Annotated in this window: 20 protein-coding genes and 2 pseudogenes; 17 read left to right on the top strand and 5 right to left on the bottom strand. The window is 25.7% G+C overall.

Annotated elements, in window-relative coordinates; translation table 11 throughout:
- The 3 genes and pseudogenes from FPD38_RS08185 to FPD38_RS03270 all read left to right on the top strand — a co-directional run.
- Positions 1 to 390 (top strand): annotated as a pseudogene (locus FPD38_RS08185) (glycosyltransferase family 2 protein); the annotation flags it as partial.
- Complete coding sequence (locus FPD38_RS03275) at positions 383 to 1,576, top strand: glycosyltransferase family 2 protein (RefSeq protein WP_147555363.1); 1,194 nt, start codon at positions 383 to 385, stop codon at positions 1,574 to 1,576. The pseudogene FPD38_RS08185 and the gene FPD38_RS03275, both read left to right, overlap by 8 nt.
- Positions 1,577 to 1,591: 15 nt before the next feature.
- Positions 1,592 to 2,800 (top strand): glycosyltransferase family 2 protein, encoded by a 1,209-nt coding sequence (locus FPD38_RS03270; protein ID WP_147555362.1) that lies wholly within the window; start codon positions 1,592 to 1,594, stop codon positions 2,798 to 2,800.
- 15 nt (positions 2,801 to 2,815) lie between these two features.
- On the opposite strand, the gene FPD38_RS03265 is transcribed toward FPD38_RS03270, so the two are convergent.
- Positions 2,816 to 3,925, bottom strand: coding sequence for a glycosyltransferase family 4 protein (locus tag FPD38_RS03265; RefSeq protein WP_410002925.1), 1,110 nt, complete (start codon positions 3,923 to 3,925; stop codon positions 2,816 to 2,818).
- 83 nt (positions 3,926 to 4,008) lie between these two features.
- On the opposite strand from FPD38_RS03265, the pseudogene FPD38_RS08435 reads away from it, so the two are divergent.
- Together FPD38_RS08435 and FPD38_RS03255 are read left to right on the top strand one after the other, a co-directional pair.
- Positions 4,009 to 4,363: pseudogene (locus FPD38_RS08435) on the top strand (glycosyltransferase family 2 protein); the annotation flags it as partial.
- 627 nt (positions 4,364 to 4,990) lie between these two features.
- On the top strand, positions 4,991 to 6,205 hold the full coding sequence (locus FPD38_RS03255) for a glycosyltransferase family 8 protein (protein ID WP_147555359.1): 1,215 nt from the start codon (positions 4,991 to 4,993) through the stop codon (positions 6,203 to 6,205).
- Between the two features lie 11 nt (positions 6,206 to 6,216).
- Here the strand turns inward: FPD38_RS03255 and FPD38_RS03250 are convergent, their stop codons facing one another.
- From FPD38_RS03250 to waaC, 4 genes are read right to left on the bottom strand one after another with little or no spacing between them, the layout of a single operon-like run.
- Positions 6,217 to 7,410 carry a glycosyltransferase family 2 protein gene (locus tag FPD38_RS03250; protein ID WP_147555358.1) on the bottom strand — a complete coding sequence of 398 codons (1,194 nt, stop codon included), beginning with the start codon at positions 7,408 to 7,410 and terminating at the stop codon, positions 6,217 to 6,219.
- A complete protein-coding gene (locus tag FPD38_RS03245) occupies positions 7,407 to 8,960 on the bottom strand; it encodes a glycosyltransferase family 2 protein (RefSeq protein ID WP_147555357.1) in 1,554 nt (517 codons plus the stop codon). The genes FPD38_RS03250 and FPD38_RS03245 overlap by 4 nt, the downstream gene beginning before the upstream one ends.
- 8 nt (positions 8,961 to 8,968) lie before the next feature.
- Positions 8,969 to 9,829, bottom strand: coding sequence for a lipid A biosynthesis lauroyl acyltransferase (locus FPD38_RS03240; RefSeq protein ID WP_147555356.1), 861 nt, complete (start codon positions 9,827 to 9,829; stop codon positions 8,969 to 8,971).
- Positions 9,826 to 10,860 carry a lipopolysaccharide heptosyltransferase I gene (waaC, locus tag FPD38_RS03235; protein ID WP_147555355.1) on the bottom strand — a complete coding sequence of 345 codons (1,035 nt, stop codon included), beginning with the start codon at positions 10,858 to 10,860 and terminating at the stop codon, positions 9,826 to 9,828. Before waaC ends, FPD38_RS03240 begins: the two co-directional genes overlap by 4 nt.
- A gap of 66 nt (positions 10,861 to 10,926) precedes the next feature.
- On the opposite strand from waaC, the gene FPD38_RS03230 reads away from it, so the two are divergent.
- From FPD38_RS03230 to FPD38_RS03175, 12 genes are all read left to right on the top strand, one after another.
- Positions 10,927 to 11,712, top strand: coding sequence for a 3'-5' exonuclease (locus tag FPD38_RS03230; RefSeq protein WP_147555354.1), 786 nt, complete (start codon positions 10,927 to 10,929; stop codon positions 11,710 to 11,712).
- Positions 11,713 to 11,763: 51 nt separating this feature from the next.
- Positions 11,764 to 12,750, top strand: coding sequence for a UDP-glucose 4-epimerase GalE (galE, locus tag FPD38_RS03225; RefSeq protein ID WP_147555353.1), 987 nt, complete (start codon positions 11,764 to 11,766; stop codon positions 12,748 to 12,750).
- On the top strand, positions 12,744 to 14,438 hold the full coding sequence (gene pglK, locus FPD38_RS03220) for a BC-type lipopolysaccharide transporter PglK (protein ID WP_147555352.1): 1,695 nt from the start codon (positions 12,744 to 12,746) through the stop codon (positions 14,436 to 14,438). Before galE ends, pglK begins: the two co-directional genes overlap by 7 nt.
- Entirely contained in the window at positions 14,435 to 15,505 is a 1,071-nt protein-coding gene (pglH, locus tag FPD38_RS03215; RefSeq protein ID WP_147555351.1) for a GalNAc-alpha-(1->4)-GalNAc-alpha-(1->3)-diNAcBac-PP-undecaprenol alpha-1,4-N-acetyl-D-galactosaminyltransferase, read from the top strand. The genes pglK and pglH overlap by 4 nt, the downstream gene beginning before the upstream one ends.
- Positions 15,502 to 16,608, top strand: a complete 1,107-nt coding sequence (gene pglJ, locus FPD38_RS03210; protein WP_147555350.1) for an N-acetylgalactosamine-N,N'-diacetylbacillosaminyl-diphospho-undecaprenol 4-alpha-N-acetylgalactosaminyltransferase — start codon at positions 15,502 to 15,504, stop codon at positions 16,606 to 16,608. The genes pglH and pglJ overlap by 4 nt, the downstream gene beginning before the upstream one ends.
- Positions 16,605 to 18,743 (top strand): STT3 domain-containing protein, encoded by a 2,139-nt coding sequence (locus tag FPD38_RS03205; RefSeq protein ID WP_147555349.1) that lies wholly within the window; start codon positions 16,605 to 16,607, stop codon positions 18,741 to 18,743. The genes pglJ and FPD38_RS03205 overlap by 4 nt, the downstream gene beginning before the upstream one ends.
- Positions 18,740 to 19,867 (top strand): N,N'-diacetylbacillosaminyl-diphospho-undecaprenol alpha-1,3-N-acetylgalactosaminyltransferase, encoded by a 1,128-nt coding sequence (gene pglA / locus FPD38_RS03200; RefSeq protein WP_147555348.1) that lies wholly within the window; start codon positions 18,740 to 18,742, stop codon positions 19,865 to 19,867. Before FPD38_RS03205 ends, pglA begins: the two co-directional genes overlap by 4 nt.
- Positions 19,860 to 20,462 (top strand): undecaprenyl phosphate N,N'-diacetylbacillosamine 1-phosphate transferase, encoded by a 603-nt coding sequence (gene pglC, locus FPD38_RS03195; RefSeq protein ID WP_147555347.1) that lies wholly within the window; start codon positions 19,860 to 19,862, stop codon positions 20,460 to 20,462. Before pglA ends, pglC begins: the two co-directional genes overlap by 8 nt.
- Positions 20,449 to 21,039: a UDP-N-acetylbacillosamine N-acetyltransferase gene (gene pglD / locus FPD38_RS03190; protein WP_147555346.1), complete on the top strand. Its 591-nt coding sequence runs from the start codon at positions 20,449 to 20,451 to the stop codon at positions 21,037 to 21,039. The genes pglC and pglD overlap by 14 nt, the downstream gene beginning before the upstream one ends.
- 117 nt (positions 21,040 to 21,156) lie before the next feature.
- A complete protein-coding gene (gene pglE, locus FPD38_RS03185) occupies positions 21,157 to 22,317 on the top strand; it encodes a UDP-N-acetylbacillosamine transaminase (protein ID WP_147555345.1) in 1,161 nt (386 codons plus the stop codon).
- Between the two features lies 1 nt (position 22,318).
- The gene (gene pglF / locus FPD38_RS03180) at positions 22,319 to 24,082 is read left to right on the top strand and encodes a UDP-N-acetylglucosamine 4,6-dehydratase (configuration-retaining) (protein ID WP_147555344.1); all 1,764 of its coding nucleotides are present in this window, start codon (positions 22,319 to 22,321) and stop codon (positions 24,080 to 24,082) included.
- Between the two features lie 113 nt (positions 24,083 to 24,195).
- The gene (locus tag FPD38_RS03175) at positions 24,196 to 24,573 is read left to right on the top strand and encodes a chemotaxis response regulator CheY (RefSeq protein ID WP_012661962.1); all 378 of its coding nucleotides are present in this window, start codon (positions 24,196 to 24,198) and stop codon (positions 24,571 to 24,573) included.
- The last annotated feature ends 6 nt before the right edge of the window (positions 24,574 to 24,579 follow it).

The raw sequence follows: 24,579 nt of genomic DNA, 5'->3' as shown, positions 1-24,579 counted from the left end.
TTTGATGCTTTATTGTATTTTTTTATGCTTTTAAATTGTAAAAAAATTGCAACTAGTTCGTTGCATATATATTATTATTTTCAAAGCCACGAAAGCTCTGTAAACACAAATAATATAATAGAAATTCAAAACAATTTAAATGATGAAAAAAAAGTTATAAAAATTTTAACCTCATTTTTAAAACCCAATAAAAATATAAATAAAAATATATTTATATTTTTAAAAACCATGATCATACAACTAAAAATCAATAATTTAAATAGAGAAATAAAGTACAACAAATTAAGATATTGTTATATTATATATAAATATAGAAAAATGATAAACAAAATTCTACAAAAATATTATAAATTTGTTAATTTTATAATTTTAAGAAAATACAATGAATAATCCTTTAATTACCATTATCATACCAATTTATAATGTAGCATCTTATTTGGAAGAATGCTTAGATAGTGTAATCAATCAAACTTATAAAAATTTAGATATTATCTTAGTAGATGATGGAAGCACAGATGAGAGTTTAAATATAGCTTTAAAGTATTTAAACAAAGATGAAAGAATATTTTTAATTTCTAAGGAAAATGGAGGTCAATCTTCAGCTAGAAACACAGGATTAGAATTTATAAAAGGAACTAAACTTAGAACTTTTTTTGAAAACAACAATGAAGAAGATATAACTTCTTTTACTTCAACTCATACTTTTGAAAAAAATACAAAGATATTAAAAAAAGAAGATATAAAATCAAATTTTATGCAAATTCAAAAAAGATATATAAAAACTAATTTAGAAAATATCAATGATTTTATAATTCAAGAGTTACCAAACACTATTATACATTTTTTAGATAGTGATGATTATTTATTACAAGATTGTATAGAGCTTTGTGTAAAAGAGATGATTGAAAAAGATTTAGATATTTGTGCTCATGGGCTACAAGAATACAAAAATAAAGAATTTATTAAAAAAGATTTTTTTGAAAAAACTTTTGAGGGTGAATTTTACAATCCTCTAGATTTATTAAAATTGAATAAAAAATATAATTTTTATTTTGCTTGGCAAGGAGTCTTTAAGGCTAATATTTTAAACCAATACAATCTTCGTTTTACCCATGGAATTTATCATGAAGATCATGATTTTGGAACTATTTTATTTTGTTTGGCTAAGAAGATGTTTTATATAAAAAAATCTTTAATAATTTATAGAATTAGACAAGGATCTATAACTAATATCAAAAGTGGCACTATGCCTCAAAAATTACCCAAGTATTTAGAATCTTTAAGAGAATATTTTAATGATTATATAGAGCTTAGAAAATATTTTAAACTTTATTGCGATCTTATCATCGCTAAAAATATATTTTTATTCAATCAAAACTTAAATAATCATTTCCTTAAAAAAAGTATTAAAAGATACTATATACGCTATTTTGATTTAAGAATTAACAATGATCCTTTAAACTTAAAAAAAGAAATTAATTTTTTTATAAAAAATTTAAAACAATACAATATTTATATAAAAATTAGAAATTACATAAGACATCCTAAAAAATTGCTCAACTTGATTATAAAATAATTCTAAGGAATACACATGAATAATCCTTTAATTACCATTATCATACCAATTTATAATGTAGCATCTTATTTGGAAGAATGCTTAGATAGTGTAATCAATCAAACTTATAAAAATTTAGATATTATCTTAGTAGATGATGGAAGCACAGATGAGAGTTTAAATATAGCTTTAAAGTATTTAAACAAAGATGAAAGAATATTTTTAATTTCTAAGGAAAATGGAGGTCAATCTTCAGCTAGAAACACAGGATTAGAATTTATAAAAGGAACTAAACTTAGAACTTTTTTTGAAAACAACAATGAAGAAGATATAACTTCTTTTACTTCAACTCATACTTTTGAAAAAAATACAAAGATATTAAAAAAAGAAGATATAAAATCAAATTTTATGCAAATTCAAAAAAGATATATAAAAACTAATTTAGAAAATATCAATGATTTTATAATTCAAGAGTTACCAAACACTATTATACATTTTTTAGATAGTGATGATTATTTATTACAAGATTGTATAGAGCTTTGTGTAAAAGAGATGATTGAAAAAGATTTAGATATTTGTGCTCATGGGCTACAAGAATACAAAAATAAAGAATTTATTAAAAAAGATTTTTTTGAAAAAACTTTTGAGGGTGAATTTTACAATCCTCTAGATTTATTAAAATTGAATAAAAAATATAATTTTTATTTTGCTTGGCAAGGAGTCTTTAAGGCTAATATTTTAAACCAATACAATCTTCGTTTTACCCATGGAATTTATCATGAAGATCATGATTTTGGAACTATTTTATTTTGTTTGGCTAAGAAGATGTTTTATGATAGGCATAATTATGGATACATTTATAAACTAAACCTAAACTCAACAATGTCATCACAAAAAAAATCTCATTTTCCTAAAAAAATGCCAAAATTTTTAACCTCAATAAAACATCACTTTAAAACATATAAATCCTTGAGACTCTATTATAAGGTTTATTCTTTTAGTGTCGTTGCTTTGCAAATTTATAATTTTACAATATATGATAAATACAAAAACGATAGCTTTTTACAAAACATGATATATGAATATTGTAATTTATTTAAAATTTCTTTAAAAAAAGATCCATTAAATATTCTTACTATATATAAGAATATGAAATTAGATAAATATAAATTATTTTCAAGCGGCATAAAAAAACTCTTAAGACATCCTAAAAAAATTTTTTACATATCTAATTTTATCCGATAAAAAATATCAAATCGATTATAAATTTATAATCGCTTTCCATTTTCTCATAACAACTTCTTTGCCAAATTCATTTTTAACTTTTTCTTTAGCGTTTAAACCCATAATTTTTCTTAAATTCTCATCATCCATTAATATACAAAGTTTATTTGCAAAATCATCTAAATTTCCATCATCTATTAAAAATCCACTTTTTTCATTTTCTATAATATCACTTGGTCCTGTATTTATATCAAAAGCTATGCTAGGTAAAGCATAGGAACTAGCTTCTATTAATACCATAGGAAATCCTTCCCATTTACTAGTCATGAGATAAATACTTGCGTTTAAATATTCTTTTTCTATTTCTTTGGTGAAAGGTTTTAAGATAATTGAATTTTCTAAATTATTTTCTTTGATTTTTTCTTTTATAGTATCTTTTAATTCACCTTCTCCAACTATAGTTAAAGTCCAATCTTTGTATTTTTTATCTTTTTGCACTAAATTCCAAATTTCTATAAGTCTTAAAAAACCTTTTTCATCATTAGATACCATTCTTCCTATACTTAAAACATTTTTTTGTTTATAATCGCTTATTTTTTCAGATATAAAAGGTATAAAATTTGGTATAACATATATGTTTTTATGATATTTTTTCCATTTATTTATTTGTTTATTAGAGAGTATTATTAAGGAGTCAAAGTGAGCTAATTTTTTTAATAAATCTTTTGGATAGTATATAAAATTTCCATGCATAATTTGGATAGATTTTGAAGTTTCAAAAATTTCTTTGCTAAATGAAAAATAATTATTATTGATTATTACATCATAATTTAAAGCAAATCTTTTTACTTTTTTATTTCTAAAATATATTTTTATTGCTTCACAAAAATACATATATTTAAATTTTAGTTTCAATAGCACATACATCAAAATATTGTATTTGTATTTTTTATACATATCTTTGCTTATATACTTATATTCCTTGTTATATAAAAAATATACATTAATTTCTTTATTAATTTCAAAAAATAATTCATTCTTTTTATATATGCTTAGTATATCAACTTGGTGTATTTTTGATAAAGAATTTGCTAGATTAGCGACAACCCTAGCAACGCCACCTTTTAAAGTAATATCAATATCCATAATCAATATTTTCAATATTTATCTCCAAAAAAACTAAAAAATACAATATAATTTTATTATAATAAATTAAAACAAGGTTTATTGTGTCACAAGTTTCCATAATACTTCCAACTTATAATGTAGAAAAATATATAGCTAAAGCATTAGATAGTTGTATAAATCAAACTTATAAAGATATAGAAATAATAGTAGTAGATGATTGTGGAAACGATAAAAGTATAGATATAGCTAAAGAATATGCTAGTAAAGATGAAAGAATTAAAATCATACACAATAAAGAAAATTTAAAATTATTAAAAGCAAGATATGAAGGGGTAAAAGTAGCAAATTCTCCTTATATAATGTTTTTAGATCCTGATGATTATTTAGAGCTTAATGCTTGTGAAGAGTGTGTAAAAATATTAAATGAAAACAATAATGTGGATTTGATATGTTTTGATTTTATTTATATAAATGAAAATAATCTTGCGACAAAAGATACTAAACTTAAAGATGATATATATAACATAGATAGATATTGTTCTCATATAGTTTCAATAAATCATATTAAATGGAATTTATGCTCAAAAATATTTAAAAAAGAACTTTACCTGCAAACTTTCAATTCATTGAATTTAAATATAAACGATAAAATCACCATGGCTGAAGATGCTTTATTGTATTTTTTTATGCTTTTAAATTGTAAAAAAATTGCAACTAGTTCGTTGCATATATATTATTACAATTGTTACAATAATGATGGCTTTACAAATTCTCGATATTTAGACACATATTAAAATATATTAATGATGAATCTAAAGTAATTAATACACTTGAATCTTTTTTAAAAAATAATGATATTGACAATAACAAATTAAGTATAATTTATAAATTAATTAATAAAAATAATAAAATTTAATATGTTAAAGCATAAAAAGAATTCTTGCTTACTATAAAATAAATAAAATTATAAATAAAAATTATATTTAAATTTAAGATTTATTGTACAAAATTAAAATATTTATAGTAAAGTTTGGCAATTGAAATTTTAAAATAATAAAATTGGTTCTTAAAAAAGGAGTTGTAATGTATAATATAGTTTTTAGCGCTGATGAAAATTATATAAAATATACTGCCGTATTAATAACTAGCATAGTTTTTAATACAGATAAAAATAAAAAATTAAAAGATTTTAATAAAAATTCAAATCTAGGAAATGAAAAATATATTTTTCATATATTAAGTAATTTTATAAGCAAAAAAACTCAAGAAAAGCTTATAAAATTACAAAAAGCTTTAAGTAAACACTTTCCTTGTGAAATTAAAATACATATAAAAAATGATGATGACTTTAAAAATTTTCCATCTTCTGGCGCTGCTCATAGTAATTTTCTTTCTTATTATAGATTAAAATTAGGAAGTATTTTTGATAATGATATACAAAAATGTTTATATTTAGATTCTGATATGCTCTGTGTGTGTGATATACGAGAAATTTTTGCAACAAATTTAGAAGGCAAAGTAGCTGGGGTAGTGGGTGATCCTGGTTCCAAAAAAGCAAGAATAAAATACATAGAAAATGGTAAAAAAAATACTTTAAAATTTGATGAAAATTATTTTAACGCAGGTTTTCTACTTATAAATTTAAAAGAATATAAACAACAAAATATAGAACAAAAGTGTGAAGATTTAGCTAGTAAATGTTTTTACATAAAAGCAGCAGATCAGGATTTGCTAAATGCCACTATAAAAATTGAAAAAAGAGTAAAATTAGATTTTGCTTATAATTTTAATATCATCACGCTTTTTTATGTAATTTGCAAAGATGAAAATAAAAATAGACTAAACTATACTAGAGCAGAATTTAATGAAAGTGTAAAAAATCCAAAAATATTTCATTATGGGGAAAAGCCTTGGAAATTTTTAAAATCTTATTTTGATTATTATGGTAAAAATATCAATGATTATTGGTGGAATATGGCTGCTAAAACTCCTATATTTAATGAAGAATTATTAAATGAAAAAGAAACTATAAAAGATTATTTATTATATGCCGGTTTAGGATATGAACTTTTGACTGCTTTACCTTTAAATTTATATAAAATTTATTATCTTATTAAAGACAAATCAAAAGATAAGCTATGTATAAAAAATGCCAATTTTATCAAAGATGAAATTTTTGGACTTTGTTGTATGTTTGGCGAAAGCATTTTATATGCTAGAAAACATAAGAAGAATACCATAAGTGTATATTTAAAAGCTATAAAAATAATTTATAATTTTAAAAAATATTCAAGATAGCCTATTTACAGTCATATTTTTAAATACTTAGCCATTTTAATTTTTATTTTCAATATATATCTATAAAATTTATATTTAATTTTTGTTGTTTTATAAGGTTCTATAAAAATTAATTTTTGTTTCATATTTAGAGGATCTTTATCAAAATTTTTGATTTTAAGTGCATTATTTATATAAAAATATAGAATAGATTTTTGCAAAATGCATATAATTTTATTATCTCGATTCGCATTAAAAAAATTAATTAATTTTAAGCATATCTGAACCCAACTTGATATTTTAAAATATTCCATTGTTAAAATAGGATTTTTGTTAAAAGAATTGTACACCTGTTTGAGATGTGGAATTATATTTTCTTCTGTTATTTTATCATATTGATTTGTAAGAGAATTTACTCTTATTCTATAAAAATACAAAGAATTGGGTAGTATATATATATTACTAGATTGCGAAAAAAGTAGTATACCAAATAAATGGTCTTCTGCAAATAATTTATTTTCAAATTTTATTTGCTTTTTAAAAATATATGGAAAAGAAATCATTCCATTCCAAGCAAAAGAAAAATCTTTCATTTTACTGTTCAAAATATACTTAGCCCATTCACAAGATGTAATCTTTTTTTCTTTTTTTATATTAATATCTTTAAATCTATTATTTTGTTTCTTTTTATTATATGGCAATTCATAGTAATTTGTCTCATCAAACCAAACTATCTCTACTCCATCCATTCTAGGGACACATTCTTCTATGCAGTTTAATTCCCAATAGTCATCACTATCTAAAAAGATAATGTAATCAATAATTGGATAAGTAAAGTTAATTAAATCTTGTTCATTATTAAAAGCTTTATAGCTTTTATATACTTTATGTATATTATAAGGATTATTACCATCTAGTTCAAATTCAATTAAAGAATTTTCTTTAATTGGTGTAGTTATATTTTTAAGTTTATATTCTCCGCTAAAATATTCTATACCTACATTTCTAGCAGAAGATAAACCACCATTTTCTTTATCAAATAATATAAATCTTTCATCTTTTAAGGTATATTCTTTAGCTATTTTTAATGAATTCTCATCAGTACTTCCATCATTTACTAATATAACTTGTAAATTTTTATAAGTTTGGTTAATTACACTATCTAAACATTCTTTTAAATATTTTTGGACATTGTATATTGGTATAACTACGCCGACTGATTTCATTTTATATCCCAATTTATATTTTTATTTTTTATAGTATTTAGATAAATTTGATGATTGATTTCTAGCATATTTTTAGAATTTTCTTCGTGGTAAATATGATAGGCTAAGGCATTGAATTTTAATCTTTTAAAAATTCCATTATTAAATAAAAACCTAGCTACAAATTCGCTATCTTCTCTTCCCCATCCTATGAAATTTTCATTAAAACCATTTATAGTTTCAAAGTCGCTTTTATAAAAGCTCATATTGCATCCTCTAATGCCTTTGATTAGATTTTTCTTTTTATAAAAAACATTTGTTACTTTTGAATTTTTATAGATTAATTTTGCTAATAGAGTTAGTCTATGATTTTTAAAATTTTTATTAGAAAAAGCTAAGAATATGTTTTTAGTATCTAAAATTTCTTTACTTTCTTGTTTGTTTAAGATTATTCTAGAACCTTGTAAAAAAACTTTTCTACAAGAGAAATTCAAATGATCTTTTATGAAATTTGTATCTAAAATCATATCTCCATCTACTATAATTATATATTCGCCAAAAGCTTGTTTTATAGCTTTATTTCTTATTTTGCTAAGTCTAAAGCCATCATCTTCTTGCCAGATATGTTTTAAATTGCAAGGAAAATCTTTTTGGTATTTTTGTATAAGTTTTATTGTATCTTCTTTGCTTCCATCATCTGCTATTAAAACTTCATTGGGTAAAGGATTTAAATTTTTTACACTATCTAAAACTAAGGCTAATCTTTCTTTTTGATTATAAGTTGTTATGATTAAAGAAGAAGTTTTAGGCTTTTGTAATTTTAATTCATATAATTTCATATATTTAAAAAATGCTCCAAGTCCATTACAAGTACTAATAATAAAACCTTTATAACCATAAAAAATCCCTTTTTTTAAAAAATAATTTCTAAAAAAAGTCCAAAATCCTCTTAAAATAGCTTTAAAAATTCCACTTTCTTTTTGTAAATTTTGCTCAGCCCAAAGACTAGAATATCTTTGAAGTTTATCTAATAAAGAAGAAATATCCTTAAATGCATAATGTAAAATAGCATTATTTAGGCTAATTTTTTTTGTATCATCTTTTATTATCAAACTTTCATGAACTAAATTTTCATTAAATAAAGTATGATTTTTATTAAAAATTCTAAAAACTCTATCAGGCCACCATCCACAAGCTTTGATCCAAGTATCATTATATAAATTTTTTCTAGGAAAACTTAAAATGTTATTTTGATTGATTTTTATAGTTTTTAATTCTTCTAAGGCTTCTTTTTCTAAAATTTCATCAGAGTCTATGTTGAAAATCAAATCATTGCTAGCATAAGAAATTGCTAGATTTTTTAAAGGACCAAAACCTATAAATTCGCTTTCATAAATTTTTAAATTAGTATGATTTTCTTGAAATTTTTTAGCAATTTTTAAAGTATCATCTGTGCTTTTATTATCAAGCAATATTATCTCGCCAAAATCTTTTATGGAATTTAAGCATTTTAATATAGTATTTTGAGCATTTTTGACTATTATCACCACACTTATTTTTTTTATATCCATTTTATACCTTAATATACATTTAATTGTTTAAACCTTTTATGAAAGAAAAAATACTCATCAGGTTTGAATTTTATCATTTCTTCGCAAGTTTTTGCTTGATATTTTGTGAGTTCTTCTATAGAGTGTTTATTTGCGTCCATAGGCTCAAAAGTTTTGATAAAAAATTTATCATCTTTTTGATACACAAAACAAGGCAAAATCACCCCTTTTACTTTTTTTGCAAGCACGCTAGCTCCTAAAATAAAATTTACTTCTTGATTAAAATATGTGATTTTTATACTTTCATTATCGCTTGCATATTGATCGGTTAATATCCCCAAAATTCTTCCTTCTTTTAAAGCCCTTAGCATTTTTTTAACACCGCCTTTTTTTTCTATAAGCTCTATATTAAATTGAGTGCGATTTTTACTTAAAATTTTATCCATAATCTTGCTATCTAAAGCTCTTCCCACTATAGAAATCCCTTCAAATTTGGCCCCAAACCAAAGTGCTAAAAGTTCCCAATTTCCATAATGAGCTGTGGTGACTATCAAAGGGGTTTTGTTTTTTAAAATAGTAGTTATTTTTTCCTCATCATCAAAATAAATTTTATTAATGATTGCTTCTTTATTTGCATTTTGATTTTTAATAAAATCTATGCCAAATTTAGCATAGTTCTTATAGATATTAAGACTAGTTTGATTACGCCAAATTTTATCTTTATCAGGAAAGCAAATTTGCAAATTTATATCGATGATTTTTCTATGTTTTGTGTTTAATTTATAGCTTATATAAGCTATCAAATTTGCAAATGCATAAAGTATATTTTTAGGTAAAATTTTTACTAAAAAATTCAAAATATAAAAAGCAGTTAGATAAATATAATTCATTTTTTTTCTAAAAGCTTACAAGCTAAATTAAAAACATCTTTTTCATCGATATTTTGTATGCAAAAATCACTACGATCAAATTTAAATTTTATTTTTGTATCAAATTTCTTTCCTGCACTTATAGTTTTATTTACTAAAGTTTCTATACACACTCTAGTATCCCAAGTAGCACCGAAAATGGTGATTGAAGGTTTATTTAATGCAAAAGCAAGATGAGTAGGACCACTATCATTTCCTATAACTAAATTTACTATCTTAGTCATACAAATTAATTCTTGCAAGGATAATTTTGGAAGTTTAAAAATTTGCTTTTTAAATTCACCTAGTTGAATAAGCTCTTCACATAAATGATATTCCTTATAATTTCCCCAACAAAGATAAATTCGCACATCTTCAAAAAAATCAATCAACATCTTACAAAGCAAGGCCATTTTTGTTATAGAATAAATTTTATTATTTTCAGCAGAACCTATATGGATTAATACATTCTTCTTAGTAATATCTATGTCTATTCTTTGACTTAATTCTTCTTTTATTTCTTCATCGACTATAAAAACTGGCTGTTTATGATAAATTTCTTTATAATTAAATTCTTCGTTAAATACAAAATATATCAATGACAAATAGCGAATATAAACATTTTCATTATAACTTATATCTAATTTTTGATTATAAAAATTGCTTGCAAAAGTTTCTCTTAAACCACTTTTATCAAAACCAAAAGTATTAGAAGATAAAATTCTACTTACCAAAGCTGATTTAATCAATCCTTGTAAATCAATTACAGCATCGTATTTATTTTGCCGAGCTTCTAAAAGTATAGAAAAACATTCTTTGATTTTTTTTTCTTTCAATGGAAGTACATAAAGCTCATCAATCAATGGATGATCTTGCAACAATCCTGCAAATCTTCTATCAACAAACCAATGAATTTCTATATTTTTTTTAATATTTTTTATAAATTGCAATACAATAGCAGATTGAATAATATCACCTAAAGCAGATAATCTTACTATGGCTATTTTCTTCATTATTTAAACAAACCTAATCTATTTTTGTTATGATTTTATCAAATATTATTTAAAAAAAGGTTGATAATGCAAGAATATATTTGTGTTTTTGATTGTGAAAGCATTCCTGATGTAGAATTAATAAGACAAATTTATAAATTTGATGGAGATGATTTAAGTATCAGCAAGCAAGCTTTAAATCAGCAAAAAGAAGAAATCGGGAGTGAATTTTTGCCTTTGCCTTTTCATCAAATAGTTAGCATTTGCGCAGTGATTGCAGATAAATTTGGAAATTTCATAAAAGTTAATAAAATACAAGGCGAAAATGAAAAGCAAATGCTAGAAGAATTTTTTAATTTTATAGAAAAATACCAACCACGCCTAATAAGCTTTAATGGCAAAAACTATGATATGCCATTACTTGTAATTAGAGCTTTAAAATACAATGTCAATGCAAGTGCATATTTAGATACCACTGATAAATGGAATAATTACAAAAGCAAATACGCAGAAAATAAACATTGCGATTTGTTAGAATCTTTAGGCAGTTTTGGACAAAAAGGATTAAAACTAGATATACTTTGCTCTATGGCAAATTTACCCGGCAAATACGATGTAAGCGGGAATCAAGTTTTAGAACTTTTTTATAATAATCAACTAAATAAAATTCACGAATACTGCGAAAGCGATACCTTAAATACTTATATGCTTTTTTTAAAATACGAACTAATCAAAGCAAATATCACCAAAGAAGATTATATAAACATTTTAGAGCATTTCAAAGAAGAATTGGTGCAAAAACATTCACAAAAGAGCTATCAAATGCCATTTATACAGGCCATAGAAAAAGAAAAAGCGATAATTTTGAATTAATTAATAAATGTATATTACAATAATCTCTAAATTTTTACAAAAAGGAAAAGCATGAAGATATTAATCACTGGCGGTGCTGGCTATATAGGCTCTCACACTTTAAGACAATTTTTACAAACCAATCATAAAATTTGTGTTTTGGATAATCTTTCTAAAGGAAGTAAGATAAGTCTTGATGAGCTTAAAAAAATAAGAGATTTTAAATTTTTTCATCAAGATTTAAGCGATTTTGCTAGTATAAAAAAGCTTTTTCAAGAAGAAAAATTTGATGCGGTAGTACATTTTGCAGCTAGTATTGAAGTGCCTGAAAGTATGCAAAACCCTTTGAAATATTATATGAATAATACCGCAAACACAAGCAATTTGATCCAAACTTGTCTTGAAAATGGTGTAAATAAATTCATCTTTTCTTCAACAGCTGCTACTTATGGAGAGCCACAAACCCCTATAGTAGATGAGCAAAGCCCTCTAAATCCTATCAATCCTTATGGCAATAGTAAATTAATGAGTGAGCAAGTTTTGCATGATGCTAATATGGCTAATCCTGAATTTAAATACTGCATATTAAGGTATTTTAATGTAGCTGGAGCTTGTATGGATTATCCTATAGGGCAACGCTATCCAAAAGCTACATTACTTATTAAAGTAGCTGCTGAAGTAGCTTGCGGAAAAAGAGATAAATTATACATTTTTGGAACAGATTATAACACCAAAGATGGCACTTGCATTAGAGATTATATCCATGTAGATGATTTATCTAATGCTCATTTGGTTGCACTTGATTATTTACAAAATAATCCAAGCAATACTTTTAATGTTGGATATGGGCATGGATTTAGCGTAAAAGAAGTAGTACAAACTATGAAAGAAGTTAGCGGGGTTGATTTTGAAGTTGAAGTTGCTCCAAAAAGAGCTGGGGATCCATCGGTGTTAATATCTAATGCGAATAAAATTAAAACTTTAACTTCATGGAAACCAAAATATGATGATTTAAAATTAATTTGTAAAAGTGCTTATGAGTGGGAAAAGCAGTGTTAAAAAAGCTGTTTTTTATCCTCAATACTCAAGATAAAAGATTTTTATTTGGCTTACTAATATTTTCTATTTTTATAGGATTTATCGAAAGTTTTGCCATATCGTTAATCATGCCTTTTGTCTCAGTGGCAAGTAACTTCGAGCTTTTAGAAAAAAGCTCATATTTTAAACCAATTTATGAGTATTTAAATTTACCATCATACAAACTTATAGCCTATTTTGGCTGTATTTTAATGGTTTTTTATATATTTAGAGCTTTTTTAAATGCTTTTTATTTTCACCTTTTAGCAAGGTTTTCTAAAGGACGATACCATACTTTTGCTTGTAGAATTTTTAACAAATATTTACACCTTGAGTATGAAAATTTTACTAATAAAAACCAATCTGAACTTTTAAAAACCATCACTCAAGAAGTTTTTCATTTAAGCACGCTAATTAGTGCATTTTTGCTAATGCTAAGTGAAAGTTTTGTAGTATTTTTACTTTATACACTTTTATTAGTCATAAATTATAAAATTACTTTAGCTTTGAGTGTTTTTTTGCTTTTAAATGCATTTATTTTGATTAAAATTCTTTCTCCTTTAGTAAAAAAAGCTTCCATTGCTAGAGAAGAAGCGATGAAAAATTATTTTGAAATTTTAAATACAAATTTAAATAACTTTAAAATTATCAAACTAAAAACAAAAGAGCAAAGTACTCAAAAATTATATGAAGCCCAAAGCAAACTTTTTGCCAAAGCAAATATTAGCAACGAAAGCATGTCAAGCATACCTAGAATTTACCTTGAAGGTATAGGTTTTTGCATGCTTTGTTTGATCATAGTTTATTTAGTGTTAAAATATGAAAGCGATATTTCTTCTATTTTAGCAACGATTACTATATTTGTTGTGGCACTTTATCGTTTAATGCCTAGTGCAAACCGTATCATCACTAGCTATAATGAAATAATCTATTATAAAAATTCTTTAGATATCATCTATAACATCCTAAATGAAAAAGAAGAAAAATTAGGCGATGAAAAAATAACTTTTCAAGATAAAATAGAATTAAAAAAACTCTTTTTTGCTTATCAAAGCAAAAGAAATTTATTCAAAGGCTTGAATTTCACACTCAAAAAAAATGAAAAAATTGCTTTTATAGGTAAAAGTGGTAGTGGAAAAAGCACTTTAGTTGATCTTATAATAGGACTTTTAAAACCCAATGATGGAGCTATTTTTATAGATGGAGTCAAATTAGATGAGAGTAATATCAAAAGTTTTAGAAGTAAAATTGGCTATATACCTCAACAAATTTACCTTTTTAATGATTCTATTGCAAAAAATATCAGCTTTGGCGAAGATATCGATGAAGAGCTTTTAAACCAAGTAATCAAACAAGCTAATCTTGAAAGTTTTGTAAAATCTTTAAAACATGGAGTGCATACTAAGGTAGGAGATTCAGGCTCATTTTTAAGCGGAGGTCAAAGACAAAGAATTGCTATAGCAAGAGCGCTTTATCAAAAACCTGAAATTTTAGTTTTAGATGAAGCTACCAGTGCTCTTGATCAAGAAAGTGAAGCAAAAATCATGGAAGAAATTTATAAAATTTCAAAAAATAAAACTTTAATTATCATTGCTCATAGACTCTCTACCATACAAGGATGCGATAGAGTGTTTGAAGTCGAACGGGGTATTTTAAAGGAAAAAAGATGAAAATAACTTTTATCATCGCTACTTTAAATTCAGGTGGAGCTGAAAGAGTTTTAGTAACTTTAGCAAATGAACTTTGTAAAAATCATGAAGTTAATATCATCAAATTTCACAAAGAAGAATCTTTTTATAAACTAAATCCTAAAATAAAACTTTTTACTTTAGAGCAATTTGACTTTTCTACTCTTTATAATAAAATCGCCTCACGCATTAAAAAATTTAAAGCTTTAAAACAAGCCTTAAAAGAACACAACTGTGATGTTTTTATATCTTTTTTAGATACGACTAATATTGCTTGTATTTGGGCAAAAAAAGGACTAAATACTCCTTTGATTATTAGTGAGCATAGCTCACATGCTTATTTAAAATCAAAAATTTGGAAATTTTTGCGTGATTTTAGTTTTCCTTATGCTGATGCATTAACCGTGCTTAGCAATGATGATAAAAGCTATTATGAAAAATTTGTAAAAAAAGTCATCAATATGCCAAACCCTTGTCATTTTACTCCAAATACTGGCAATTTAGAAAAAGAAAATATTGTTTTATTTGTTGGAAGATTAGATCATAATAAAAATCCTTCAATGTTTTTAAAAGCCATAGCAAGACTAGATAAAAATTTACAAAACCAATACAAATTTTTAATCGCAGGAGATGGAGAATTAAAACAAACTTTAATCAATCAAGCAAATGATTCAGCTATAAAGGTTGAATTTTTAGGAAAAGTTTCTAATATGCAAGATTTATACGAAAAAGCAAAAATCATTTGTCTTTGTTCTTATATTGAAGGTTTACCTACTGTTTTATTAGAAAGTTTATACTTTCAAGTTGCTCGCATTAGTACTAAATACACAAGTGGTTATAAAGATTTAATAAACAATGAAAAAGATGGAATTTTAATTGATACTAATGATGATAAAGCTTTAAGTGAAAAACTAACTTTACTAATGCAAGATGAAAAATTAAGAAAGCAAATTACCCTAAATGCTTTACAAAGATGTCAAGACTATGAAGTAAGCAATGTAGTAAATAAATGGATAAAATTAATCAACGAAGTAAAGGCTAAATCATGAAAAAACTTGCAATTTTTATATACTCTTTAGGTAGTGGTGGAGCTGAAAGAGTTGTTTCTACTTTACTTCCTATGTTAAATTTAAAATATGAAGTGCATTTGATTTTAATGAATGATAAAATTTCTTATGATATACCACAAGTTTCCATACACTATCTTGAAAAATCATCACCAAACGAAAGCAATTTGGCTAAATTTTTAAAACTTCCCCTACTTGCTTTAAAATATAAAAAATTATGTGAAAATTTAGACATCAATTTGCAATTTGTTTTATTAAATAGACCAAACTACATAGCCTTGATGGCTAAAATGCTTGGTTTAAAATCTACTTTGATAATCAACGAATGCACCACTCCTAGCGTGATATATAAACATAATAATCTTAACTCTTTTATCAATAAATTTTTGATTAAAAATTTATACAATAAAGCAGATTTAATTTTGGCAAATTCTTTAGGAAACAAAGAAGATCTTTTGCAAAATTTTAACATCCAAGCTGATAAATGCGATATCTTGTATAATGCTATAGACTTAGAAAGCATTAGCGAAAAATCAAAAGAGCCAATACCTTTTAAAGATCCTTTTATATTAAGTGTAGGTAGATTAGATAATGGGAAAAATCATACCATGCTCATTAGAGCTTATGCAAAAGTGCAAACTAATTTAAAACTTGTCATTTTAGGCGAAGGTATCTTAAAAAATGAGCTTTTAAATTTAATTGAAGAACTAAATTTAAAAGATAAGGTTTTCTTACTTGGATTTGATAATAATCCTTATAAATACATGAGCAAATGTGATTTTTTTGCTTTTGCTTCTAGTTTTGAAGGCTTTTCTAATGTTTTGATTGAATGCTTGGCTTGTAATTGTGCTGTGCTTTGTACTGATCATAAAAGCGGAGCAAGAGAATTATTTTTAGATGATGAATTTGGACTTTTAGTAAAAGTAGATGATCAAGATGCTATGCAAAAGGGTTTAGAGAAAATGTGCTTTAATGAAAATTTAAAACAACAATACAGACAAAAAGCTTTTACAAGAGCACAAGAATTTGATAAAGTTCAAATCGCTAAAAAACTTTTTGAATTTTTTAATAAGGCTCATGGATGAAATTAAAACAAAATTATATTGAGAATAATTCTATTATTTATACTTGTATTTTAATTTTAATTGCCTTTAGTTTTAGCGTGATTTGCAGGCTTTATTGGGTTGTTTGGGCAAGCGAATTTCATGAATTTTTCTTTAATGATCAACTTATGATTACAACTAATGATGGCTATGCTTTTGCAGAAGGTGCTAGAGATATGATAGCTGGTTTTCACCAAGCAAATGATTTGTCTTATTTTGGTAGCTCACTTTCTACCCTAACTTATTGGCTATATCATTTTTTACCCTTTAGCCTTGAAAGTATTATGGTATATATGAGTACTTTTTTTTCATCATTGATTGTGATACCACTTATTTTAATAGCGAGAGAATATAAACTTACAACTTATGGATTTATAGCTGCATTAATTGCTTCAATTGCAAATAGTTATTATAATCGCACTATGAGCGGGTATTATGATACTGATATGCTAGTGCTTGTTTTACCTATGATGATTTTACTTTCTTTTATACGATTAACCATAACCAAAGATGTCTTTACCCTACTTTTAAGTCCTATTTTTATAATGATTTATTTATGGTGGTATCCATCAAGCTATTCTTTAAATTTTGCTATGATAGGACTTTTTGCACTTTATACTTTAGCTTTTCATAAAAAAGAAAAGATTTTTTATCTTGCTATAATCGTTATGATCTTAGCTTTAAGTGTGTTAGCATGGTATGTAAAATTAGCATTAATTGTTTTATTATTTGCTGTTTTTGCATTAAAAGAAGAAAAAATTAATTTTTACACCATTTGGGCTTTAGTTTTTGGAAGCATTTTAGTTTTATTTTTAAGTGGCGGATTAGATCCTGTGTTATATCAACTTAAATTTTATGTTTTTAAAGCTGATGATGTGCAAAATTTAAAAGAAGCCGCATTTTTGTATTTTAATGTTAATGAAACTATTATGGAAGTAAATACTATCAATCTTGAAGTATTTATGCAAAGAATTAGCTCAAGTGTGCTCGTTTTTATTTGTTCTTTTGTAGGTTTAATTTTTTTATGTAAAGATCATAAAAGTATGCTTTTAGCTTTACCGATGTTAGCTTTGGGTTTTGTAGCTTTAATTGCTGGGCTTAGATTTACCATTTATGCTATTCCTGTAATGGCTTTGGGGTTTGGATATTTTTTATATATTTTAATCAATTTCTTACAAAGAAAAAAAATACTTACTTCGCTTAAAAATATCAATATTTTCTTATTTTTTGCCACTATTTTAGCTTTAACACCTGCTATTTTGCATATATATTATTATAAGTCATCTACGGTTTTTACTTCTTATGAAGCTAATATTTTAGATGATTTGAAAAATAAAACTCAAAGAGAAGATTATGTGGTTGCTTGGTGGGATTATGGTTATCCTATCCGCTATTTTAGTGATGTAAAAACTTTAATTGATGGTGGTAAGCATCTAGGAAAAGATAATTTTTTCTCTTCTTTTATCTTAAGTAAAGATCTTATTTCTGCTGCAAATATGGCAAGACTTAGCGTAGAATATACTGAAAAATCTTTTAAAGAAAATTATCCAGATATTTTAAAAGCAATGGTAAAAGACTATAATGCAAGCAATGCTAAAGATTTTTTAAATTTATTAAGCGATAAAAATTTCATACTAGATGCTAATAAAACTAGAGATGTTTATATTTATATGCCTTATAGAATGCTACGCATTATGCCTGTCGTGGCTCAATTTGCAAACACAAGCCCAGACACAGGAGCTCAAGAAAAAAGTTTATTTTTCTCCCAAGCAAATGCTATAGCTCAAGATCCTACAACAAGATCAGTGATACTTGATAATGGAGTTGAAATTGTAAATGATTTTAGAGCTTTAAAACTTGAAGGATCGACCTTGCCTTTAAAAGCTTTTATTGATGTTGAATCCATTGTCAATGGTAAATATTATTACAATGAAATTGATCCAAAATCTCAAATTTATTTATTATTTTTACGAGAATATAAAAGTTTTATTATCTTAGATGAAAATCTTTACAATAGCGCTTATATACAGATGTTTTTGCTCAATCAATACAACACAGATTTATATGAGCAAGTTACCAATGACATTAGAGTTAAAATTTATAGGTTAAAAAAATGAGAATAGGAATTTTAACCCATAGTGCTATGAGTGCTTATTATTTTAGATTAGCACTTATTAAGGCTTTAATAAAAAATAATCACGAAGTTATCATCATCACTCCAAAGGATAAATTTTCCTTAGAACTAGCTAAACAAGGTTTTAATGTTTGTCATTATGAGCTTTCAAGAGCTAGTGTAAATCCTTTAGTGGTTTTAAAAAATCTTTTAAGCTTAAAAAATACACTAAAAAATTTAAATTTAGACCTTTTGCAAACTAGCGCACACAAAAGCAATACAACTGGCATCATAGCAGCAAAATTAGCTGGTATAAAATATACTTTTGGTTTAGTTGAGGGCTTGGGAAGTTTTTATATAGATGAAGATTTTAAAAGCAAACTAGTAAAAACTAGTATTAATTTTTTATACAAAATCGTTTTTAAACTTGCTAATGGTTTTATTTTTGTCAATGAAAGCAATGCTTTATTTATGAAAAATTTAGGCTTAAAAGATGAAAAAATTAAAATCATCAAATCAGTAGGTGTGAATTTAAAACAATTTTTACCACTTCAAATTTCTAAAGAAGAAAAAGAATGTTTTTTGCAAGAATTTAATATGCCTGATAAACCTATAGTTTTAATGATAGCTAGAGCCCTTTGGCACAAAGGCATAAAAGAATTTTACGAAGCTGCAAACCTTTTAAAAGATCAAGCAAATTTTGTTTTAGTAGGTGGAAGAGATGATAATAAATCTTGTGCGCCAATTGAATTTTTAAATTCAGGTAATGTTTTTTATTTAGGAGCTAGAAAAGATATCGCAAGATTATTAAATTTATGTGATGTTTTTGTATTGCCAAGCTATAAAGAAGGTTATCCTAGAACGGTTTTAGAAGCTATGGCATGTAAAAAAGCTTGCGTGGTAAGTGATTGCGAAGGTTGTATTGAAGCAGTGGAAAATGCTATTGATGGTTTAATTTGCAAAAGTAAAGACGCTAAAGACTTAGCAGAAAAAATTCAAATTTTATTAGAAGATGAAAAATTTAAAAATACTTTAGCTAAAAATGCATTTATCAAAGCTCAAAATTATGATGAAAATCATATCGCTTTAGAATATATTGAATTTTATAAAGGATTTGTTGATGTATAAAAATGGTTTAAAAAGAATATTTGATTTTTTTCTTGCTTTGATTTTAATTTGTATTTTTTTACCATTTATTTTACTAATTGCTTTGATTTTAAAATTAGTTCAAGGAAGTGCTATTTTTAAACAAGCAAGACCAGGGCTCAATGAAAAAGTTTTTTATATTTATAAATTTAAAACTATGAGTGATGAGAAAGATGAAAATGGCAATTTATTAAGCGATGAATTGCGTTTAAAACCTTTTGGTAAATTGATAAGAAGCCTAAGTTTAGATGAATTACCTCAACTTTTTAATGTGCTTAAAGGCGATATGAGTTTTATTGGTCCAAGACCTTTGCTTGTAGAATATTTACCATTATATAATCAAGAGCAAAAAAAACGCCATAATGTAAGACCTGGCATCACAGGATGGGCTCAAATTAATGGAAGAAATGCTATATCTTGGGAGCAAAAATTTAAATTTGATGTAGAATATGTGCAAAAATGTTCTTTTTTGTTTGATCTAAAAATATTTTTTATGACAATTATTAAAGTCATCAAAAGAAGCGGAGTAAATAAACAAGGCAATACCACAACGGATAAATTCAATGGACACAACTAAAAGTATTTATATATATGGAGCTAGCGGACATGGTTTAGTTTGTGCTGATGTGGCTATAAATGTGGGTTATACTAATATCATTTTTTTAGATGATAATAAAGGCTTAAAATACTCATCCAAATTAGAAAAACATGATATATTTATAGCCATAGGTGCCAATGCTATTAGAGAAAAAGTTTTTAATCAAGTCAAGCAAGATGGCTTTAAAATAGTAAATTTAATCCACAAAAGTGCCATCATTAGTCCTAGTGCATCTTTAGATGATGAGGGAATTTTAATCATGCCAAATGTGGTAGTAAATGCTAACGCTAGCATAAAAAAAGGAGTAATTTTAAATACAGCTAGTGTTGTAGAGCATGAATGTTTTGTGGATGAATTTTCCCATATAAGTATAGGAGCTAAAATAGCAGGAAATGTAAAAATAGGAAAGCGTTGTTTTTTAGGAGTAAATTCAAGCATTATACCTTGTATTAATTTAAGTGATGATATCACTTTAGGAGCTGGTGGAGTAATTGTAAAAAATATAAATTGCAAAGGAATTTATATAGGAATTCCTGCTAAAAAGCTTCAAAAATAATCCATTTTCTACTATTTTTTTGATATCACAATATCTATAATAAAATTGTAAAAAATATCAAATGATAATCTATTTTAGATAGAATATAATTAACATCATTTGCATAAAGGATTAAAAATGAGATTTTTTCTATCAGCACCTCATATGAGCAAAAAAGAATTAGAGTACATACACAAAGCTTTTGAAAGCAACTATATAGCGCCTTTGGGAGAATTTGTAAATGCTTTAGAGCAAAGCATAAAAGATTACACAAAAAGTTCTAATGCATTAGCTTTAAATGCCGCCACAGCAGCGATACATTTAGCTCTTAGAGTTTTAGGAATCAAACAAGATGACATAGTTCTTGCTTCAAGTTTTACTTTTATAGCTTCAGTTGCTCCTATTTCTTATATGGGTGCGCGTGCTGTGTTTATTGATTGTGATGAAACTTATAATTTAGATGTAAATTTATTAAAAAAAGCTATTAAAGAAAGCCCTAAAAAGCCAAAAGCTCTCATTCTTACTCATCTTTATGGAAATGCTTCTAAAATGGATGAAATAGTCCAAATTTGCAAAGAAAATGAAATTTATCTAATCGAAGATGCTGCAGAAGCTTTAGGAAGTTTTTATAAAAACAAAGCTTTAGGAACATTTGGAGATTTTGGAGTATATTCTTTTAATGGTAATAAAATCATCACCACAGGTGGCGGTGGTATGCTAGTAAGTGAAAATAAAGCCAATCTTGAAAAAGCAAGATTTTATAGCACTCAAGCAAGAGAAGATTGCTTGCACTATGAGCATAAAGAATATGGCTATAATTATAGAATGAGCAATATCTTAGGTGCAATTGGTACAGCCCAAATGGAAGTTTTAGATCAAAGAGTAGAAAAAAAACGCCAAATTTATAATTGGTATAAAGAATTTTTAGGGCAAACTTTTACTTTTTTAGATGAGTTAGAAAATTCTAAATCAAATCGTTGGCTTAGCACTGCTTTACTTGATTTTAGCTTTGATAAACTTAATACTTATGAAAAACACCATATATGTGCTAATGAAAATGTATCAATTCAAAATAAAATTTTAAAAATAATCCAGATTTTAAAAGACAATCAAATAGAAAGTCGTCCTCTTTGGAAGCCTATGCATTTACAGCCATTATACAAAGGTTATGATGCATATTTAAACGGCAATAGCGAATTTTTCTTTAGCAATGGTATTTGTCTTCCAAGTGCAACAACCATGGAAAAAAATGATATAGAAGAAGTTTCTATGCTTATTTTAAAAACTTTAAAGGATTAAAATGGATTATAAAAGCAAACGCCTAGGATTTTTCTTAGGTACTGATATTTTATTATTTGTTATTAGCATATTTTTGTCTTTTTCTTTGCGTTTTAGTGCAGATATACCTAATGAATTTTATGAAGGAATGTTTAAAAGTGCTGTAGTTTTAATCTTTTTAAAGATTATATTTTTAGCTTTATTTAGAATTTATCAGGTTGCTTGGAGGTTTTTTTCTCTTAATGAAGCAAGAAAATTAGTATTAGCACTAGCTTTAGCCGAACTTGCATTTTTAGGAATTTATTTTTTATATGATGATTTTTTTAATCCTTTTCCAAGAAGCGTAATTGGTATAGACTTTGTACTTTCTTGTATGCTTGTTGGAAGTTTAAGAATTAGCAAAAGAATGGTTGTAGATTTTAGAAAACCAAAATACAATGAAGAACATCCTTGTATAGTAGTTGGAGCAACTTCTAAAGCCTTGCATTTATTAAAAGGAGCCAAAGAAGGTAGTCTTGGATTATTCCCTGTGGCTGTAGTTGATGAGCGTAAAAATTTAATAGGCGCTTATTGTGATAAATTTATAGTCGAAAACAAAGAAGCAATCAAAAAATACACTCAAGAAGGCATTCACACAGCTATTATTGCTTTAAAATTAGAACAAGATGAGTTAAAAGCTTTATTTGATGAACTTATTTCTTATGGTATAAATGATATTAAACTTTTTTCTTTTACTCAAAATGAAGCAAGAGATATTAGCATAGAAGATTTACTTGCTAGAAAACCTAAAGATTTAGACAATGCTTGTGTCATTGATTTTATCAAAGACAAAACCATCTTAGTAAGTGGGGCTGGTGGAACCATAGGAAGTGAGCTTTGCAAACAATGTATAAAATTTGGCGCTAAACATCTTATAATGCTTGATCATAGTGAATACAATCTTTATAAAATCAGTGAAGACTTAAGCGCTCATAAAGAAAAAATAGAAGCTATTATGACAAGTATTTTAGATAAAGAAGCTCTTGAAAAATTACTAAGCATTAAAAAAATAGATCTTATTTTACACGCTGCAGCTTATAAGCATGTCCCTTTATGTGAGCAAAATCCTCACTCAGCAATTTTAAACAACATTATAGGAACTAAAAATTTAATCGATCTTGCTAAAAAATATAAAGTAAATAAATTTGTTATGATAAGCACCGATAAAGCTGTTCGTCCTACAAATATCATGGGATGTACAAAAAGAATTTGTGAGCTTTATGCTCTAAGCTCAAGTAAAGATAATTTTGAAGTAGCTTGTGTTCGTTTTGGTAATGTTTTAGGATCAAGTGGTAGTGTTATACCTAAATTTAAAGCTCAAATTGCCGCTAATGAGCCTTTAACTTTAACTCATCCTGATATAGTGCGTTATTTCATGCTAGTAGATGAAGCAGTGCAACTTGTATTGCAAGCAGCAGCTATTGCAAAAGGTGGAGAATTATTTGTACTAGACATGGGCAAACCTGTTAAAATCATGGATTTAGCAAAAAAAATGTTATTACTATCCAATAAAAAGTTAGAAATTAAAATCACAGGACTTAGAAAAGGTGAAAAATTATACGAAGAACTTTTAATTCATGAAAATGATTTAAAAACTCAATATGAAAGTATTTTTGTAACCACTAGTGAAATTAAAAATTTAGATGAATTAAATCAAGATATTCAAAGATTAATTTGTGCTCAAAATCCTGTGCAAATTTTAAAAGAAATAGTGCCAGAATTTAATCACAATAAAAATGGAGAATGATTAAAGTATTATTTTGTTTTAAATAATATAATTTGATTTTACTTGATTAATATAAATAAAAACGATAAAATTGCATTTTTAAAATGTAATTGACATCAAATAAAGGAAAAAAAGTGAAATTATTGGTTGTTGATGATAGTTCTACAATGAGAAGGATAATTAAAAATACTCTTGTAAGATTAGGACATAAAGATGTTTTAGAGGCTGAGCATGGAGTTGAAGCTTGGGATTTGCTTTCACAAAATGATGATATTAAAGTTTTAATCACTGATTGGAATATGCCTGAAATGAATGGATTAGAATTAGTCAAAAAAGTAAGAGCTGAAGAAAAATACGCTGACATGCCTATCATTATGGTCACAACAGAAGGAGGTAAGGCTGAAGTTATCACAGCTTTAAAAGCTGGAGTTAATAACTACATAGTAAAACCTTTTACCCCTCAAGTTTTAAAAGAAAAACTTGAAGATGTCTTAGGAACCAACGAAGGCTAATCTACT

Source organism: Campylobacter volucris (assembly GCF_008011665.1).
GTDB classification, from domain to species: domain Bacteria; phylum Campylobacterota; class Campylobacteria; order Campylobacterales; family Campylobacteraceae; genus Campylobacter_D; species Campylobacter_D volucris_A.
Note: the sequence above shows the minus strand (reverse complement) of the source record. Positions and strands in the feature narration are given on the sequence as shown.